Source organism: Spirosoma panaciterrae DSM 21099, assembly GCF_000374025.1.
Taxonomy (GTDB): domain Bacteria; phylum Bacteroidota; class Bacteroidia; order Cytophagales; family Spirosomataceae; genus Spirosoma; species Spirosoma panaciterrae.
In genome coordinates this window covers 164221-181818 of record NZ_KB893182.1, presented here as the reverse complement: position 1 = coordinate 181818, position 17598 = coordinate 164221, and the positions used below count along the sequence as shown (strand labels likewise).

14 protein-coding genes are annotated in these 17598 nt (G+C 46.8%); 4 read left to right on the top strand and 10 right to left on the bottom strand.

Annotation, left to right across the window (positions count from 1 at the left end; translation table 11 throughout):
• A partial coding sequence (locus B153_RS0113530) for an integrase core domain-containing protein (protein ID WP_020597260.1) occupies positions 1–240 on the top strand: 240 nt, incomplete at its 5' end.
• Positions 241–249: 9 nt separating this feature from the next.
• Here B153_RS0113530 and B153_RS37245 read toward each other — a convergent pair.
• The 6 genes from B153_RS37245 to B153_RS0113500 form a co-directional block, all read right to left on the bottom strand.
• Entirely contained in the window at positions 250–516 is a 267-nt protein-coding gene (locus B153_RS37245) for a helix-turn-helix domain-containing protein (RefSeq protein WP_083928199.1), read from the bottom strand.
• Between the two features lie 86 nt (positions 517–602).
• A complete protein-coding gene (locus B153_RS0113525) occupies positions 603–1220 on the bottom strand; it encodes a hypothetical protein (RefSeq protein ID WP_157634673.1) in 618 nt (205 codons plus the stop codon).
• Between the two features lies 1 nt (position 1221).
• Positions 1222–2487 carry a site-specific integrase gene (locus B153_RS0113520; protein WP_020597258.1) on the bottom strand — a complete coding sequence of 422 codons (1266 nt, stop codon included), beginning with the start codon at positions 2485–2487 and terminating at the stop codon, positions 1222–1224.
• Between the two features lie 585 nt (positions 2488–3072).
• On the bottom strand, positions 3073–3732 hold the full coding sequence (locus B153_RS37645; RefSeq protein WP_020597257.1) for a DUF805 domain-containing protein: 660 nt from the start codon (positions 3730–3732) through the stop codon (positions 3073–3075).
• Between the two features lie 784 nt (positions 3733–4516).
• Positions 4517–6187, bottom strand: coding sequence for a protein kinase domain-containing protein (locus tag B153_RS0113505; RefSeq protein WP_020597255.1), 1671 nt, complete (start codon positions 6185–6187; stop codon positions 4517–4519).
• Positions 6159–6968, bottom strand: a complete 810-nt coding sequence (locus B153_RS0113500; protein WP_020597254.1) for an FHA domain-containing protein — start codon at positions 6966–6968, stop codon at positions 6159–6161. Before B153_RS0113500 ends, B153_RS0113505 begins: the two co-directional genes overlap by 29 nt.
• 231 nt (positions 6969–7199) lie before the next feature.
• Here B153_RS0113500 and B153_RS0113495 point away from each other — a divergent pair, with 231 nt between their 5' ends.
• From B153_RS0113495 to B153_RS0113485, 3 genes are all read left to right on the top strand, one after another.
• Positions 7200–8210 carry an FHA domain-containing protein gene (locus B153_RS0113495; protein WP_020597253.1) on the top strand — a complete coding sequence of 337 codons (1011 nt, stop codon included), beginning with the start codon at positions 7200–7202 and terminating at the stop codon, positions 8208–8210.
• 107 nt (positions 8211–8317) lie between these two features.
• A complete protein-coding gene (locus B153_RS36630; protein ID WP_051097282.1) occupies positions 8318–9811 on the top strand; it encodes a protein phosphatase 2C domain-containing protein in 1494 nt (497 codons plus the stop codon).
• Positions 9812–9858: 47 nt separating this feature from the next.
• Positions 9859–13824, top strand: a complete 3966-nt coding sequence (locus tag B153_RS0113485; protein WP_020597251.1) for an FtsW/RodA/SpoVE family cell cycle protein — start codon at positions 9859–9861, stop codon at positions 13822–13824.
• A 12-nt stretch (positions 13825–13836) separates the two neighbouring features.
• Here the strand turns inward: B153_RS0113485 and B153_RS35090 are convergent, their stop codons facing one another.
• From B153_RS35090 to B153_RS0113465, 4 genes are all read right to left on the bottom strand, one after another.
• Positions 13837–15165 (bottom strand): PrsW family glutamic-type intramembrane protease, encoded by a 1329-nt coding sequence (locus tag B153_RS35090; protein WP_020597250.1) that lies wholly within the window; start codon positions 15163–15165, stop codon positions 13837–13839.
• 7 nt (positions 15166–15172) lie between these two features.
• Positions 15173–16066, bottom strand: coding sequence for a hypothetical protein (locus B153_RS0113475; RefSeq protein ID WP_211221674.1), 894 nt, complete (start codon positions 16064–16066; stop codon positions 15173–15175).
• A gap of 172 nt (positions 16067–16238) precedes the next feature.
• Positions 16239–16931 carry a DUF4339 domain-containing protein gene (locus B153_RS0113470; protein WP_020597248.1) on the bottom strand — a complete coding sequence of 231 codons (693 nt, stop codon included), beginning with the start codon at positions 16929–16931 and terminating at the stop codon, positions 16239–16241.
• 98 nt (positions 16932–17029) lie between these two features.
• Positions 17030–17530, bottom strand: coding sequence for a hypothetical protein (locus B153_RS0113465; protein ID WP_020597247.1), 501 nt, complete (start codon positions 17528–17530; stop codon positions 17030–17032).
• Positions 17531–17598 lie beyond the last annotated feature (68 nt).

Below are 17598 nucleotides of genomic sequence, written 5' to 3'. Positions count from 1 at the left end.
ATGGCGGAAGCTGATAATCCCTATCAAAACGCGCATGCTGAGTCTTTTTGGGGACGCTTAAAAGCCGAGTTGCTGGAGGATGGCTGTTTTATGAGTCTAGATGATGCCCGTGCTGAGTTGTTTAACTATATTGAAGGGTATTATAACGTGCGTCGGCTGCACTCGTCGTTAGGCTACCGTTCACCGATTGACTTTGAAAACCAATTTTATCAAACTGTTTTGTCAAACTCTCATAAGTAAAGTGTCCGGCTAAACGGGACCACCCCATTCAGGACGATACAGCACACGACGACCAACGCGACAACCACGAATGATTCCACGTCGGGTGTAATCGTCTAGTGTAGGCAAGCTTATTTTTAACTTTTGGGCTGTCTCCTGACGGGTGTATAAGTCCTCAATAGGTAGAGTTGAGGTTGACGAGACAAACGGGCGATCCGTAAAAAATTGTTCCAGCTCTTGTCGTAGCAGTTGTCGAACTTCTGGAATTGATAGTTGGGTGAAAACAACGTTTTGCATTGGCTCAACGATTATTTGGTGTTTCGTTGAGCCAAAGATTTAGGCCAAAAACGGAGTTGGGTAACCCAACAAGGTTACCCAACTTCTTATCTATTAGGGTTATCTATCTCATTACTAATCATTTTTACTATTTCCATTGCGCCTAAATCTTCAAATATATTTCTGACGAATCGTAGATCTTCAACCTCAGCAGTGAAAAGATCTTTATTATAAGGGTTACGCCAAAGTTTGTAAAGATTGTCTGGGCTTTTCCCAGTGAAGAAGTGCATTAATCTTTGTCCAGCTCTATCATTATTTACTTTGATCTTAGCATATTCAAGCAGAAATCTCATTGCTAATACCTGACGGGCTGCTGAATGTTCGATAGGGTGACTTACGGTTTCATCAATAGCCGGTTGCAATAATTGAGGTTTAACTTTTGGCGCAAGTGCATCCATCCTTTTATTAAGAGAATTAATGCTCTGCTCCGATCCAATTGACTCTTCGCAATAAGCAGGATTTTGGCAGACTTTAGCATGCTCTGTTGAACTTGCAATAAGTCCGTCCCGTATTCTCTTTAAAAACTCATACTGCTCTTCTGGGCTCAATTCTGAAGCCTGCTCTTCTATCGTCCAAAAATCTTGCTTCGATTTAACTCCATATTTTAAATTCATAATAGCTTCACTTACGAAACCATTATAGACCCTAGGAAGTGTGATTTCCATTTTATGCATGTTCAAGAGTTATTCGTGTCTGATTATTCCAATGCTCTTTAAGCAACTTTGCGTGTTGCTTAGAATCTACCTTGATATAGCTTAGGAATGCTTTTTCTGTTCTGTGGCCTGTGATTGCCCGTATTGTAATCGTGGGAACCCCTTGTAAATAAAGGTTTGTAGCAAAGCTACGACGTTGGGCATGGGTACTAACTAGTTGCCATTTCTCGAAACACTCTGATACCCGTTCAGTGCCTCGCTTTCGATTAATAATAACTGGGCTGTTTAACTTGGCTAGCTTTGCAATGTCCTTTAGATACTGATTAGCCTTTTGATTACTCAACACTCTTGGTAATTGGCCTTTATACTTCTTTAATATTGTTTCAACCATCGGATGAAGCGGTATATAAACATCATTATACATCTTCTGCGTACGAATCTTGATATAACGACTACCTTCTTCTTCGATAAAGTGAGCAGCTTTTAGGACAGCCATATCAGAGTATCGCAAGCCTACCCAACAACCAATAACGAACATGTCTCGTACCCTATCTAGCTTCGGTTGGCTGGCTAAGTAAACATTATACATCTGGTCAATTTCAGACTCATTTAAATAGATATTATCAGCTTCATCATTCAGAGTTTTAAAGCCTTTCTTTTTGTAAGCAAAGTTTTGATGAAAGTCTTTTTCAGCAGCATCATTTAAAACAGCCTTTAATGTCTTTATATACTTACCTACAGTGTTATTGAAATACCCGCAATCGTTCATTAGGTAGCTAGTAAAGTCATAATAGAAGTCAAGATTGATTGTATCAAAATCAACTTTCCTCTTACGGGCTTTTGCGTAATTCTGCAAATGATTAAGTGTGGTTCGCTTAACCTTTAGGCTAGATTCTTTTTGAAGGTTAGTATATTCCTTGATGTAAATTTCAAAAAACTCAAATAGGGTTGGTTTCTTATTATCACCCTTTGGAAATAAGATTGACAATAGCCTTTCTCGCACTTGTTCAACTGCTGGTTTCTTAAAACCTTCAGCAAGTAACCCATTATAAGCAGTCATACCTGCTTGCTCAATTTCTGTAAGCCGGTCGTTAAACTCGTTATGATTTGGGAATTGCTTTGTAGCTCTAGCCCGTTGGTTGTTGGGGTTCCAGTAGAGCGGATGAATCTTTTTTTCGGTCGGATATACTAACCGGGTATTGTTGAAACGAACAATGAGATGCACTTTCGTTTCCTCGTCCGCGTCGGGGTCACGCAGAACAAACGAAGTTGTTGCCATACCAATACTATTACTGTTTGAGGTATGGTAAAGATAGAAAAATAAGCGTAATGTTGACGGTTTTGTTGACGGATCTTTTTTCTTTATATTGTTTTTAGTTTGTTTATCTTTGTCTTAGATATAAGGTAATATGCTAGCTTACAGGGACTTTAAACAAGAGTAGAAAAAATCAGAAAAATAAGGTGTCAGTCCTGCCTGGCCCACGCTCATTCTCAAGCACTTACCACTAAAAACGGTAAGTGCTTTTTTCATGGGTTGTCATTCTCAGACTGATTTTCTTTAACACGTTTTCGGCCCCCTCGATGAACAACAGCCAGAGCTATTCCCCTAGCCTGCGAAGAGTAGGGTTCCATAACGCTCAAACCTATTCTGGCTGAATCTGAACAGCGTACCTATTACCTGAAATAAAATAGGTTCAGTATTCCGCATAAGACTCAGGGGAATCAGAGTCTTATGCTAGCGACTTCAGGATATAGATGACCGTTATGATTGCCAATACAACTGTACTACTGGTTTTCAAATCAATACGATCATCTACATCATGGCCCACATTTATGCGCTATCCCAGAATCGGCAACTTGTTATCTAAACATACTTTGGATCAGGTCCATATTGATTGGGCCCCCGGTTGCCTTCCGTACACAATAAGATTAAATTGTAAACTGGAACTAAAATAAACCAGCCGCTTTGCCCCGTGTCGTGTATTCGTCTAACGGCAACGGCAAGGTAGGGGACAATAGTGGCAAAGTAATAGAGACTGGTTAATAAGCCATAACCTTCGCTACCGCTATTCTTCATTTCATCGATAACACTTGCGATGATTAATATAATGAAGTGAAACAGGGTAAAATACCAATATTCACTTCGTCGGGCACGGCCCGTAAACTGAGCGTATTTTTGCCAGGCCATGAAATACCATTCATAAGCGGGTGGCGTTGGCTGAAGCTGGTAGCTGGGATATGGAGGTGAATAGGACTGATTGGGATTGGGATTTGGATACGGAGTAGGTGGTGTATAAGGAGGCTGGTTATAAGGAGGTTGATTATAGGGCGGATTAACAGGCGGGGTGTTGGATGACCGATTAAACAGATTGGCCAATTCTGGTAGCTCATAGCCTTTCTTCCATTGAGGCAGGCCTTCATACCAGAATAATGTATCTGGGGTTAAGTTCCGGTTGAATAAGTCGCTATAATTTAGCGGCCCAATTTGCTCATTACCATTAAAATAGTAGTAGCGTTTGTCCATTTGATTTAGGTATATTAAATTATTGGGAAGATTTAATGGTTACAGCCTGTTTGTCACTAGCACGGGTCAACTCACCGCATTGTCTTTTTTCTGATCGTACTGGTTAAACTATACACTATCTCAAGAGCTACATGACTGGCAATAAGAACATTATCAATCAATAACTACTTTTTCGTTTTGTTGCACTTTTTTTAAAATAAGCTACAGCTTAGTTTTAACTACTGCCCACAAAGACACAATGTATTCCATAAGCTATATTCTCTTTGCTAATATAAACCATCCAGTATGCTGACGCAAGGCTTACTCCAACATCCTGTAGCTTTACACTGCAAGATGTATCCTTATCTCAAAAATTCAGCGTCAATACCCTGTTTTCGTTAATAGTTTCCGCTTCTCAAGAGCCATAGAAATAATCTGTGTCTTGGCAGGTTTTAAATCTCGATGAATAATCTCGTGGGCATACAAATGCTTTAGGCCTTTACTGCTGATGTTCCGTATCGAAAGCGCGATCTACCGTACCAAATCCACCCTGACCAATAAGATCGCGACTGGTGTGATAGCAGAAGCGTTGCAAAAACTGTTTGTAATTCATCACTCCAGGTAGAAAACATCATTGGCAAATCAGTATAGCTCTCTATTCAGTATATCCGAACCGCCCCCAAATAGTCAATGGGCTTTACAGTAAATAATTAGTTTTCGTCGAAATGACGTATTTCCACGATCTATCCAAGTGGTTGCTATACACTGATTATTCCAACAGGCTCCGTTCAAATGGCCAGACCAATCAAGCAGAGCAATGCAATCGTCTGATGGCTCGTTTGGCTTCCAGGTTATTGTGCCGGGCCGCTCGTTGATACCAGTAGCAAGCCGTAAATTGCCTAGGCCGCCTATCCACTTGCCGCTCAACGAGTTTACCCAGTAATAATTCAGCTTTATCACTCTCCAGGTCCGCGGCCCGCTTAAGCCAGAACTGAGCCTTTTCATCCTGCCTTTTCGAAGCATAATAACTACCGACGGCATAACTGGCATCGATCACTATGGCCTTATCGGATGTATACGCAGCCCGTTTCAAATACAGCATCGCCCTCGATGCGTTTTTGGCTTTGCCGTTTCGCCCTAACAGATAATCATTTCCCTTACTCAAAAGCTTACGAGCTTCCACGGGGGCAATCGAAGCATAGCCTGGATTGTCTTCTACTCCTGTCGAATCAGGAGCAGCCTGGCCACTGATTTTAGGTAACTTAACCGGTTTAAAGAAAATTTCTTTAAAAAAAAAGACGAAAACCAACCCACTCAAGAGGAGTAAAACACCCGGCAAAATTCGTCTGACCAGCCAGTCGCCGGGTTGGTCGGTCTGTTGATTCGGAGCTATAGATTCGGAGGGGGCTTTCTTTACCGTGTTCCCACGATCAACCAACGAACGGGGTCGGGGGCTAATGGATGGGTTCCGCTTGGGTCTGGTTCCGGTCGCCGTGTCGGAGTAGGCAGTATCCTGTCTGAAAACCTGTTGTTTCCAGCTAGCATATTCTTGTTGTAAAAGAACGTTATCAGGCTGGCAGGTTAGGGCATATTCGTACCAGACCGATGCCTCATTTTTAGGAGTAGGACGCCCCATACGGCTGGCTTTGTCAAGGGCCACTTCCCGACAGGCAGATGCGAAGGCCGTTGCCAACTCGGTTCCGTTCATGAATCGATTGCCAGGCTCTTTCGACAACATTTTTAAAATAACCTGGTCTAACGCTTCCGGGAAGTCGGATCGATACGCTCGTATCGGTTTAGGCGAAACCGTTTCAAGAGCGTTCAGAAAGTTGGGACCAGGCGCAATAGGCAATTCGCCTGTCAGACATTGATAGATCACACAGCCAAGACTATATACATCGGCCGTAAAGTCTAATCGAGCCCCTTCATAGAAACGTTCGGGAGCCATGTATTCGGGCGTTCCGGCCTGGTCGGGCTGGGTGAGTGGTGCCGATTGGCAGGCAATTCCTAAATCCATCAACACAAAATTCCCACCAGGACGTCGCATGAGATTTGCCGGCTTTACGTCCCGATGTACAACCCCCTGATTCTGGAGTTGATCGAGTGCGGAACCGATCTGCTGAATCAACCGACAGACCTGAATAGTCGGCAAAGTCGATTCGGTGCCAAGGATTTCTTCCAGGCTTTTTCCTTCGACAAACTCCATAGCAATAAACACGTAATCCAACTCCTGTCCGAATTCGTGGAATTGTGGAAAGCTGGGCGAGTTAAGGCGTTGCATCAACTGCGCTTCTTCCCGAAAATGCTGAAGTTCGTCAGGTGTGGCTACTGACTCGCGTAATACTTTCAGTGCATACACCTGTTGCGGCTGGCCGTTGCGGATCACTTTGTAAACGGTACTAAACGTTCCTTGGCCAAGCTGGCCAACGCGTACGTAGCGAGCGATATTAAACCGCTGGGTCTGATCCGAACTCATTGGTATGTGAGGGATGGAACGAAAACAAAAGAAGCCCCTCTGGATTAGTACTATCCAGCGAAATCTGGTCGCCTTCGGCCAGTATATGAGTAGCCCCGCTGTAATTTAACTGAATAGGCTGTCTGGCTCCCTGCGCCCGGACAGTTAGCCGTTTATTTTCGGCCTTCAGCAAAAATCGACGCTGTTGGGGATCGTATCGAATTACGGCATGATTGCGGCTGATACCACTATTTTTCTCAGAATCGATAAAATAAATGTGGTTTTCCCGATAAAACCCATCATCTAACCGGGGGTTACTTCCCCGCCCAATCTGAAAGGAAAGTTTATCGGCAGTTGGTTGTAAGATGAATTTTGTTTGTGTCTGATAAATGTAAGCTACGAGGGGTTCTATGGCCTGGTAAGCCTGCTGACGTAAAATTAGCCATACAGCGAACTGATAGGTTGATGAATGCTGATGAACAAGTCGAAGATGATGAAGGTGATGAGGCATCTCGGTGACCAGCTCAGCTTGCCACAGGCAATTAGCAGACACGTAGGCGGTATCCTGGGCAAACGAAGCTTGCCAATCGGTCACAAAGTTTGGCTGGGCCAGATGCTGCGCTAGTTTCTGCTGGGCAACTTCATCGGTACTGACCACATATAAAGTAATGCCTTCTAAGGGAACCGGGGTTGCCTTGCTGAAATCTCTTAAAGCCTCATCGGTAGCATCCTGAGCAGCCTTTATAAACTCGTGGTACGATTCCTCCCGTTTTCGAAACGAATCAAGTAGTTTAGTCAACATAAGTGAAGGAATGAACGAAGGAATGGATTAAATTAACAAGCTAACTTACTCAAAGAAAGTACATAAACATCAAAAAAATAAACAGAGTGTACTATCTTATTCCTTTGTGGCCCAATGCTTTTTATTTAATTTGCTCTACTTAATCAAAACAGTATATTCCGACGCTCATTACAAAAGAAATAACCATTTATAGTTAATCAATAGAGACCCAATATTTACGATATAACCAAAATGTTTCGTACTATTCAATCCTTGTTCCAAAAGCTGACAACGGATGTATATCGAGAAGCCGAACCTCAGCCTGCTACTCACCTTCGCGTCGGATCACGTCGTATTATTGATGAACTCCTACTTGCTTTTCAACAGTCGCTTCAGGAAGAGAGTACGTATCTAAAACTGATTCCGCACTGTAGCTACGTCATCTGCATGCATCCCGACGTTTACGAGCGCCAAAAAGCAGCCTTTAAAGCCGTTGTTGACGAAGTAGTCATTTTTTTTGACCAAAAGTTGCAAACAGCGCTGGAAATGAAACGCAAAGAGGCTTCCGGTCTGAAGATAGCTCCACTGGCAACGCGGTGGCAGTTTCAGTTTGTAGCTACGGAAGAGTTCGCACAGGAAACTATCAAACCCGATAACCTGCTTATTTTTAGTGAACTGGTAGGTCCAGCACCCGACGATACCCGCGAATCGGTTACCGGGCCCACTGGAGCAACCAACCGACGCGGAACGGTCCGAAACGCTAAAAGTCAGACATTCCGAAACCTGGCTATGGCGCTGGATCAGTTCCCGGCTGTCGCTTATGAATCTGGTGGCTTATTTTGGGTACCTATTCTACGTTCAGGGCCTAAACCGTCCAGTATGCCAGCCTCTGCCCCCACAGACCGGCTGTGGTCGGATGCCCCCCTGGCCCGCATTCGGGTGAAGCCTGATGATGCCGACTCCTGGGATTATTTTATGCATAAACGCGAAATAACGATTGCACGAAAAGAACCCGATAATGATCATTATGAAGTGCGGATAGAGTCGCGCTATGTTTCTAATCCGCACGCACGCATTCGTTACAACGACACCCTGGGGCATTTTGAAGTAGCCGTTTTAAGCAACAAAGAAACCCTGCTCGACGAACAGCCTCTCACGCAAAGTTTGCCGGAAAAAGGCCAGTTTACCTACACCCCTTTAGCCCTGGGCAGTAAACTACTTTTAAATCATATGGTTGAGCTGGAGTTTTTTCCCAATCTCTAAATCTCTCCAGACAGTCTTATGATTGATACCCTGCTAATCGTCGTTTTGCTGATACTTGCTCTGTTGCTCGTTCGATCCCATTTACAGAATAAACCTGACTGACCCGCATGGCCTCTAACAATATGGAAGAAGCCATTGATACGTTTTCTGACGAATCAAAGCGGCCTTCGATCCTCTTTGCCGGTCGCACGCACCCAGGTCGAGTACGCCAGTCGAACCAGGATACGTTCATTTCGCTCTCCCCGCTCTGGAGCCAATCGTCTGGTAAAAGTATGTTTGCCGTTATCGACGGTGTAGGTGGCTACGCTGGGGGAGAATACGCTGCCGAACTGGCTCGAAATGCCCTGGAGCAAGTTATGAACAAAGCTTCCGGCGAACTGAAACAGATGCTCCGGGAAGCCGTCGAGTATGCCAATCGGCGCATTTATGAAGAGCGGCAGCAGAAAGATCAGTACCGGGAAATGGGGTGTGTACTCACTATCGTCGTAACGGATGTGCATGCGCAGAAACTTTATTTCGCCCACGTTGGCGATACACGGCTTTACCGTTTGCATCAGAACGAACTGACAAAGCTTACTCACGACCATTCGGTTATCGGTTTATTGGAAGACGCTGGTCAACTAACCGAAGCCGAAGCCATGAGCCACCCTCGGCGCAATGAAATAATCCGGGATGTCGGTAGTTCCGTACCCGTAGAGGGCGAAGAACTGGCGGAAATCGGGGAAGCTCCCTTTTTGCCTGGAAACGTAGTACTTCTTTGTAGTGATGGCTTAACCGATATGGTGGATAGTCGGTCCATCAAATCAACCCTTAGTAGTCAGATTTCACCTGAGAGCCAGGTTGATGAGTTGCTGGAAAAAGCCCTGGCGGCAGGTGGCAGGGATAATATCACCCTTGTATTGGTTCGCAATCAGACGTGTTCGCCCACTGAAGTCAAGTCGGATCAAGCTACCCATGAGCCAGTTGCGACCCCTCTCCAATCCGATGCGGATGAGTCATTTACAAGCCGATCAACGCCAGGATCTGCTAACTTAAAAAACCGATTGACATGGGCTGTCTGGAGTCTTTCAGGGCTTTGCCTGCTCCTGATAAGTGTAGTCGTTTGGCTTGTAAACCAGGCAGTCCCCCCGCCGGTTACTGATAAGCCACAAACGGTTCCTATTGTCAGCCGCTCGACCGAAGAGGCTACACTACGCCGACTGCTCGACCAGGCCCGCCAGTCGCCCCAGCGGATTGTGCGCTTAACCAAAGCTATTTTTGGACCAACTATTACCCTAACCAGCCCGATTGAGCTAAAAGATTCAGTGGTAGTTGTTGGGGATGGCACGGTATCCATTACGGCCGACTCAAGTTTTCAGGGGCCTGCCGCATTGCTCCTATCCGGCCAGCGGCCCATTATTCTTCGTAAACTTCGGTTCAATGGGTTTCCGGTTGGCATACAAACAGCAACATCTACGTATCAGGCAGATAGTCTACTATTTATAAAAACGCCTGTACCGATTCGCTACGTTGGTCAATCGGCAATGGATACGCTTCGGCTAGACTCTTTTCGGCCTGCGATTGCCCATCCTGGAGGTCTAAAGCCCGTTCTCAAAAAGTAACTGGAAACTTTCTCTAGCATCCTATCCAAAACCTGTCTTTAAGCCGTATGGCTCCACTACCAACCCATTCGTTTGCGACAAAACGCTCCCAGGAATTCCGATGGTTACTGATCATCACAATCGTATTAGGCTTCTGCTTTTGGCGAATGCACCATGTACTGATCGCCGATGTAGAACGGGTCGACCTGGCTTATCGGACCGGCCAGGCGCTAAATCTGGAAGCTGGGCTAAGTGTACCGCAAGTAGAATCGTTTCTTAAGCAAAACCTTTACCTGGAAGACCAGCGCGATCGGCATCTGCTGGCCAGCGCCCTCTGCGATTCTCTGGCGCAGGTGGGCCGTTTAGAAAACCTGGGAATGCTTAATAAGAGTGCCTTTAAAATGGCGGCTCGGCTGGCCGACTCACTGGGAGGGCCTTATTTCAAAGCGCAGGTTTCGCAATCTCGTCGGCAACTTGGCCTGGATTCGACTCTACTGGATCAGGAGCAGAAGCATCCCGTTTCGTTACCAGCTCAGGTTGGCGAAGGCGGATTATCCATGAACGGCCAAGTGATTGATGCCAACAAGCGCCCCATGGCGGGCGTACTGGTACGTTTGCATCGACACCTACCTGATGTAAGCCTCGATGAAGAGCAGACCGGACTTATCCGCACATCGCTAGATAAGGCAGGTGGCTATCAGGTTGTATTACGTCAGGCGGGTCAGGCCGATAGTCTGCTTTTCTACGAGCGATATGCCCGGACAGATGCAGACGGTCGCTTTGCCTTTCGTGGCCTCACTGAAGGAGCCGCCTACAGTGTGCTACCTATTCATCTCTACTATGAGTTTGGAACGCGAAAGGGGGTCGAAAAACTGTATCGGCCTGGCCTGATCGACCGGCTAAAGACTTTGTTTGGGCACGAAAAATACCGTTTTGAAGGCCACGAACACCAGATTCGTTTGCTAAGTCCCAGCTTTTACAATCGCCTAAGGAATGATGTGGCCTTGACCGTTCGTACCCCCAAAGTGTACTCACAGACGTATCTCTGGCTTTGTCTTAGCTTGTTAGGGAGCTTTTGGGTAGTTCATTTTTTGTGGGTCTGGCAACGTTTTGCCGGCGACGCGCTGCTTTTACCAATCCTACTGCTGTTGTTCGGCTTCTCGTTTCTGACGGTCTCCAGCTTGCAGCAACCCGTACTCGATACGTTTTACAGCCGATATATGGTATGGGGGCATCCGGTTCCGCTCGGCATAACCCTGGGGGTATTGCTAATGGGTGGCTTGTCGCTGGTAGACATAGCTGGCTTTTTGTATACCAATCAGCGAACCAAACGCCAATGGATTTCGAATAGCGTAGGGGCCTTCGCCCTTCTTCTGGCCCTGGCGACTGCCTTTATCGGCAGTGGTCCTGAGGGAAGCGGGGTTCAGGTCAATCTATCACTAGGGCCAATCAAATTTCAGCCCAGCGAGTTAATTAAATTTTTGCTCGTACTCTATCTGGCCTACACAGCCGAAGACCTCCGTGTGGTGGGCAACCGTAAATTCAGTTTTCGTGATCAATTACCCTATGTCTGGAAGCCTCTCCTGCTGACCCTGTTGATTCTGGCACTTTTCATGAAGATGGGCGACACCGGACCCGCTATGATAGCTTGTACGGTGGTGATCGTGTTTATTTATCTGATTCGTCGAAATACCCAGGTTCTCACCGCTTACGTAGCCTTGGTAGTTGGGTTTTACTTTATTGGTCAGCTCCTGCCAGGCATTGGCGATAGGCTGGTGGAGCGTACGGCCATGTGGCTGAATCGGTGGGACAACGAAGTACGGGGGGGCGATCACACAGCTCACAGTATCTGGACGTTTGCTTCGGGAGGCTTTACAGGGCAGGGATTTGGACAGGGAGAGGCTCAAACGCTGCCAGCCGCCCACACCGACATGATATTAGCCAGTTTTGGCGAAGAAGTCGGCTGGCTGGGCCTGTTTGCTTTCTGCCTGATCTATTTCATGCTGCTGCAGCGCATTCTCCTGATTTCTATCCGATCGATTAGTCCGTTCCAGTTTTTGCTCGGGGTTGGAATCTTTTTGGCAATAGGTTTACAAGCCGTTCTGATTATTGGTGGAGCGGCTGGATTATTACCGTTAACGGGTGTAGCCCTACCGTTTATGAGTTACGGTAATATTTCCATGCTTTTGCACCTGCTGTCCCTCAGCCTACTTATTCACATGTCGGCTTCGCCCAATAAAGCACGGCAACCGGCAGCTACTCCGTTATATCTGCCCTATCTGCGGCTATTAGGCAATGCATTTGGTATTTTTTTTCTAGTCGTATTAGGCACTCTGGCCTGGATTCAACTGATTCGGGCTAAAGACTATGTTGTTCGCCCAGCGCTGGTGGCCAATCGACAAGGGGAGCGAGTGGTTAGTTATAATCCCCGAATAGCGTTGTTGGCCCAGAAAATTCCAGCGGGTACAATATACGACCGGAATGGTTTGATCCTGGCGACTTCCCGTGTAGAGCAATTAACCCAACAGCGCTCCGAACTGGAAAAATATCTGTCGCCCTATCAATTGACAGCCCTTTCGTATCGACATCAACGGCGTTACTATCCATTCGGTGCGCATACGTTTTTCTGGACAGGAGACCAAAATCGCCACCAATGGGATAAGACCAACGGTTACTTTGCCGAGTTACGGCATTTAACGCAACTTCGCGGTTATAACACCACACCCGAGGACGCTACCTCCCACCAGCAGGTTATGGCCACCCGTTACCGACCCGACCGTTTTTTGCCATCTTATTCCAAACAGACAGATGTACGGCTGTTTGATTATCATACCCTGGCTCCTCTTCTGATAAAAGGGATTGGCAGTGATGAAGTGGACCAATTTGCGGCTCAAAATCGGGATTTCAGGTTAACTCTGGATGCCGCCCTGCAAATGGCCCTTCAGAAAGGCTTAGCGGAATCAGAGTCAAAAAACAAACGCATATCGGTAGTTGTAACCAGGTCCACATCGGGCGACGTGCTGGCATCTGCCGTGTGGCCATTAGCAGAATCCTCACTCGACGAAACGAGTGCTTACAGCAGCGAACAACCGGATGACCTTAGCCCAACCGATCAGGATCTAGGTATGTTTTACGCGACAGCACCTGGCTCCAGTGTTAAAATCCTTACCGCGCTCGCTGGATTCAATAAACTCGGCCCTGCGGCAGATACAGTAACTTACGCCGTGAAACAGGACGAGGCCATTCGCCGGGATAAGCGAGGCAACCCAAGCGAGCCCGTTGGCCCACACGTAACCCTGCAAGACGCTATCGTGAAATCCAGTAACGTTTATTTTATCAAACTGGCAAATGACAAAAACCTTAAACAGGAATTAGTAAACCTATACTATCCTTTAGGATTTCGGCTGGGCACCACAGTCGACAAACGATTAAAGATTATTGGCGCGAACCTGCTCACAACCGATCCTGTATCGCCCCCTGTAGAGCAAGAAACGATTCAGGCAATGAACCAGATCCTGGAGAAAGGACGCCGTAATTTTTCTGGCAATGGACCTGGTAAAATACGGTTTAGTGGCGAACTGTCGAAGGTAGCCTGGGGACAGGGTGTTCTTGACGCTACCCCACTGGGCCTGACCCGCCTGGGAGCCACCATCGCTAATGGCGGTAGGCTGGCCCCCTCCCGTTTTCTGCTCTCAGTGAGTGGGAAGGATTCAGCACAAAATCCAACGCTTAAACTTACCGAACCCGCCTACGCTGCCACCGTTCAAGGTTACATGGCCTTACAAACCAACACAAAAGAGTTAAGCCAGGAAACCGGACTCGTTTTGTACGGTAAAACCGGGACTCCCAACCGCATCATTAGTGGCAAAGGCCTTCGGAACGACGGTATCTATGTATTCTTCGCGCGGCATCCGACCGACCGCTCCTTTACGGTTGTCTGTATTCGGGTCGAAGCCGGTACAAACTCAAAAGAAGCGGTCAGTCTGGCCAAAGAAGTGGTGATTCCTGTTTTACGAAAATTTGCCTATATGTAAGCCGTCACGGGCCTATTGTAGCGACCGCTTCTGAGCATCCTGAACTTGTTTAAGGCCTTCCTGAATTAAGCTAAAAATCACCGTCCAGCCCATTAGCCCCAGCAGAATAAATTTGGTAGGGAAGAAGTCCAGTATATACGGAACCAAGGGAAGCTGAATATTCATATTCCATAGCATATGCAGAACAACAGGCACAGCAAACAGCCGTAAAAATGCCTTATTGGTTAGCAAGCTCCAGTCAAAAGGTTGAGACCCTTTCAACCGCCAAACCGCAGCCACAGCAATAGCCGTCCAGATGGTATGAGCAAAAGGAGCCATAATGCCCCGCAACACAATGTTTTGAATTGGGCTTCCCCCCTGCTCAAACAATTGGATGAAGGCATATCCAGCCGATTCAAAAGCGGCAAAGCCCGTACCCACTGCCGCCCCCAGCAGCAGTCCGTTTAGGGTCCATGAATACCGTATTTTATTCCGCATCAACAGAAGTACGGCCAGCAGTTTGCCCGACTCTTCAATAATACCTGCACTCGGTGGCCCTATCGTGGTAGTCAGAAAACCTGTGTTACTGAACAGTAAAAGAGAAATCAGTAAGGACGCAATCCCACCCGACAGCACCAGTTTAAGAGTCTGATAGATTGAAATATTCTGAGGAACATTCATTTCCCAGAAAAACAACAGACACGTCATCGGAACGGCCAGCGAACCTGTGACCAGAAGTCCAGGAATAAGAATCGGGTTATTGAACGAAGACACGCAAATGTAAAGCCCTATAAACACAATAAGGGCAAATAGACCTATTCGGGCAAATAACCAGGGTTTCGGCCAGGTAGACGACAGCGTTTGAACGGGAGGGGTTGTCTGTATCGACCCGACCGTAAAAGCCGTCTCGATATCTTCATCACTCCGTTTTTCCCATACAGCCGAAAAAATGCTACTCAGTTTGAAATCGCTCTCTAAATGCTGAAGGCCCAGCCACTCTTTCATTCGGCCCAACTGAGATAGCGGCTGAACGGGCACGGCCTGTCGGCTAAAACGCCATAAGGACTGTCCGATCTGCAAATCACTGTTGCCCTCGGTATACAGTAACCCACTTGGCGTCAACTGCGAACCCATATACACATAATTCCCTTCATACGTACTGAAGCTAAGCTGATTCCCAACCAGCCCAATAACCAACTGAAAATCTACCACATACGGATCAGACAAGACAACATCATTCTGGGGCGAACGTCCCAGCGACAACTGCTTACTGATCGGTAATGCGATGGATTTGCCACTATCAGGCCCTGCCAGACAGTAAAATACGTAGGGAGACTGAAAATTATTTGTCGGAGGCTGCATAATCCAGTTACTTAGGACCGACTAAGGTAGGTTCATCATCCTGATGGGGAAACTGCGGTTTGGTTGGGAGTGCAGGTGGGAAAAGCTGCGTTGTCTCCGACTCAGTAGGCCCAACGAGTGTATCTTCCGATTGATCTCTATGAACCGGACGAACCTGCGTTTCGTCCGTATAGGTGGGCGAAGGAGCCATATAAGGTGGCTGTGGCTGCCAGGCCTGATTTATGGGCGGAGGAGTCGGCCCCGCATAGGTAGACTGGCCTGGTGGCATCGACTGGGAGTAAACGGGCTGTTGGGCCGGGTAAGAAGGATTAGGCATCCCTGTTCGGCGAGTTTGGTTTCGGCTACGAAAAAACCAAAAAGCCCCCAGTAAAAAAACAATGCTAATAGCCCACTTATTGACGTACTGAAATGTCACCTGAATGGGCTGGGCATAATCATTCGTCAGGTTGAAATCCCAGGCACAGATGGTTCGGTCGTTACCTTTTTTACCCTCCTCTGTATCCTTTACTTTCTCTCCATTTAGACCCGTGATGAAGAATCCTTCGGGTGGCACAATTTTGCAATAGCCCTTTATCTTAAAATAGGTACTGATGTCTCGACCAGCCAACCGTTCCAAATCCAGAAGATAATTGATTCGAATGTTTTCGTAGAAAAAGAGATTGGTTCGTTCAATAAAGGGAATCTCATCTTTCCTGAAAAGCCGATCGCCCGGCGACAACGTTTTTTCGCTAAGCAGTATATTGTCGTTATCACTATCGATTATCGTGAAGCCCTGCTCAGTCATAGCGTTCGAGACATAGCTGGCAACGGAGGAACTATACCCTTCCATCTCCACAGCAATTCGGACTGTAGCCGAACCGTCTGGGTTAAGTACCGTTTGGGTTCCCACACCAGATACCATCGTTGATAAACTTGAACAGGATTGTAATAAGGCTAAGAGCGGAATCACCGCCAGCAAAAAACCAAAGCGTCGCATCAGTTTAAAATTGGAGGAAAGGTTTGTTATCGGCAAAGTAATGAGAATAGATGGGTAATATACAGACCGATAAGGCACTTTGCAAATTAAGAAAGAGCTAGTTTAAGTCTGTATTCTCGAGGGCATTCAGAACCGCTCCAAGCGCCACGTCACAAATCTGATGCTGCGTAGCACAAGTATTCCGTTGCGTAATCTCATAGTCCTGAAATTTGCCATTCTCCGTAACGTGCAGCAACACCGTATACCCTACATCGCAGGGGCTATCGAAAATGGTGCAGCTTCCCTGCCAGTTGGTCTTCACTTCTATTTCATAAACCCCGCCACTGTATTCCCAATCCACAACATCATAGGTTGGGTTCTTGCCCGTTACCGGATAGGTAGCCTGCATTAGCTTTGCAGCAAAATGGCTGGCATACGTCTGCACATACGGCTCCCGGCTTTTATCTTTACTTGAGCCAAACAGTTTGAACAAGACAAACAAGGCGACAACCCCGCCAACAATATAGAGTATAGTCTTCCGGTTGGTCGAAGGTGAGGCCGGTGGATACCCAGGAAGGTGCGGCTGGGTGCCATAAGCTGTTGGGTTTGCCGGAGGTGGGGTACTCAGGAAAATAGGTGGGGCTGGTGGTTGTTGAGGAGCCAGTTCCGGGATGTCGCTTGCCTTTTTCCAGTCCGCCTGCCCTTCGAACCACACCAGGGTATCAGGCGGAAGATTCAATTGGAGATACTGCTGCAATGTGACTGGGCCTACACCAGGCTGGCCATTTACGGAGTAAAATAAATTGTTCATAAGGTTGATCAGCGTGTTATATTGTAAAAAAATTAAAGAGGTATACCTAAGAAAATTGTGCCGATTGGCTGACACATTGAATGTGTCAGCCAATCGGGCTACCAGCCAAATTGCCGGAGCAATTGTCTTTGTTCACTTTCGCTCTCCACAGACCGGAAGTACATTTCAGCTACCTGATTGCTATCATCTACGTTTGTTAATCGGTATCTGCCATTTTCCTTCCACAGAATGAAATTATCAGGTGCGTAGGTCGCATGCCGCACACTCGATCCGGCATAAACCGGCTTATAACAAGCCAGCATTAGTGCCCCAGTTGTTGTCGTTTCGCATTCGATCAGCTCTTCTACCGTTTCCTGGCGTTGGCGCTGAACGCTGTAAAATTGAATACGTACCACGCCCACACCATTTCGAAGCAACATTAGACCATGATGGCGCATTCCGTTCGATTTAAAGGAGAGTTCAAAAACCCCAACATGGCCAGACTGAAACAACGGTCCGGTAACAGGATGATACTTGTTGATACGCTGCGATTTAGCATCTGTGGGCGAAGTTTGCAGGATGAGCAGGCCGATGATTGTAAGAGTCAGTAAGTACTTCATGATAGTCGAATTTAGAATGACGGTTTCATTAACTATATCCGACCATTGAGCAAGATGTCAGTGCCCAA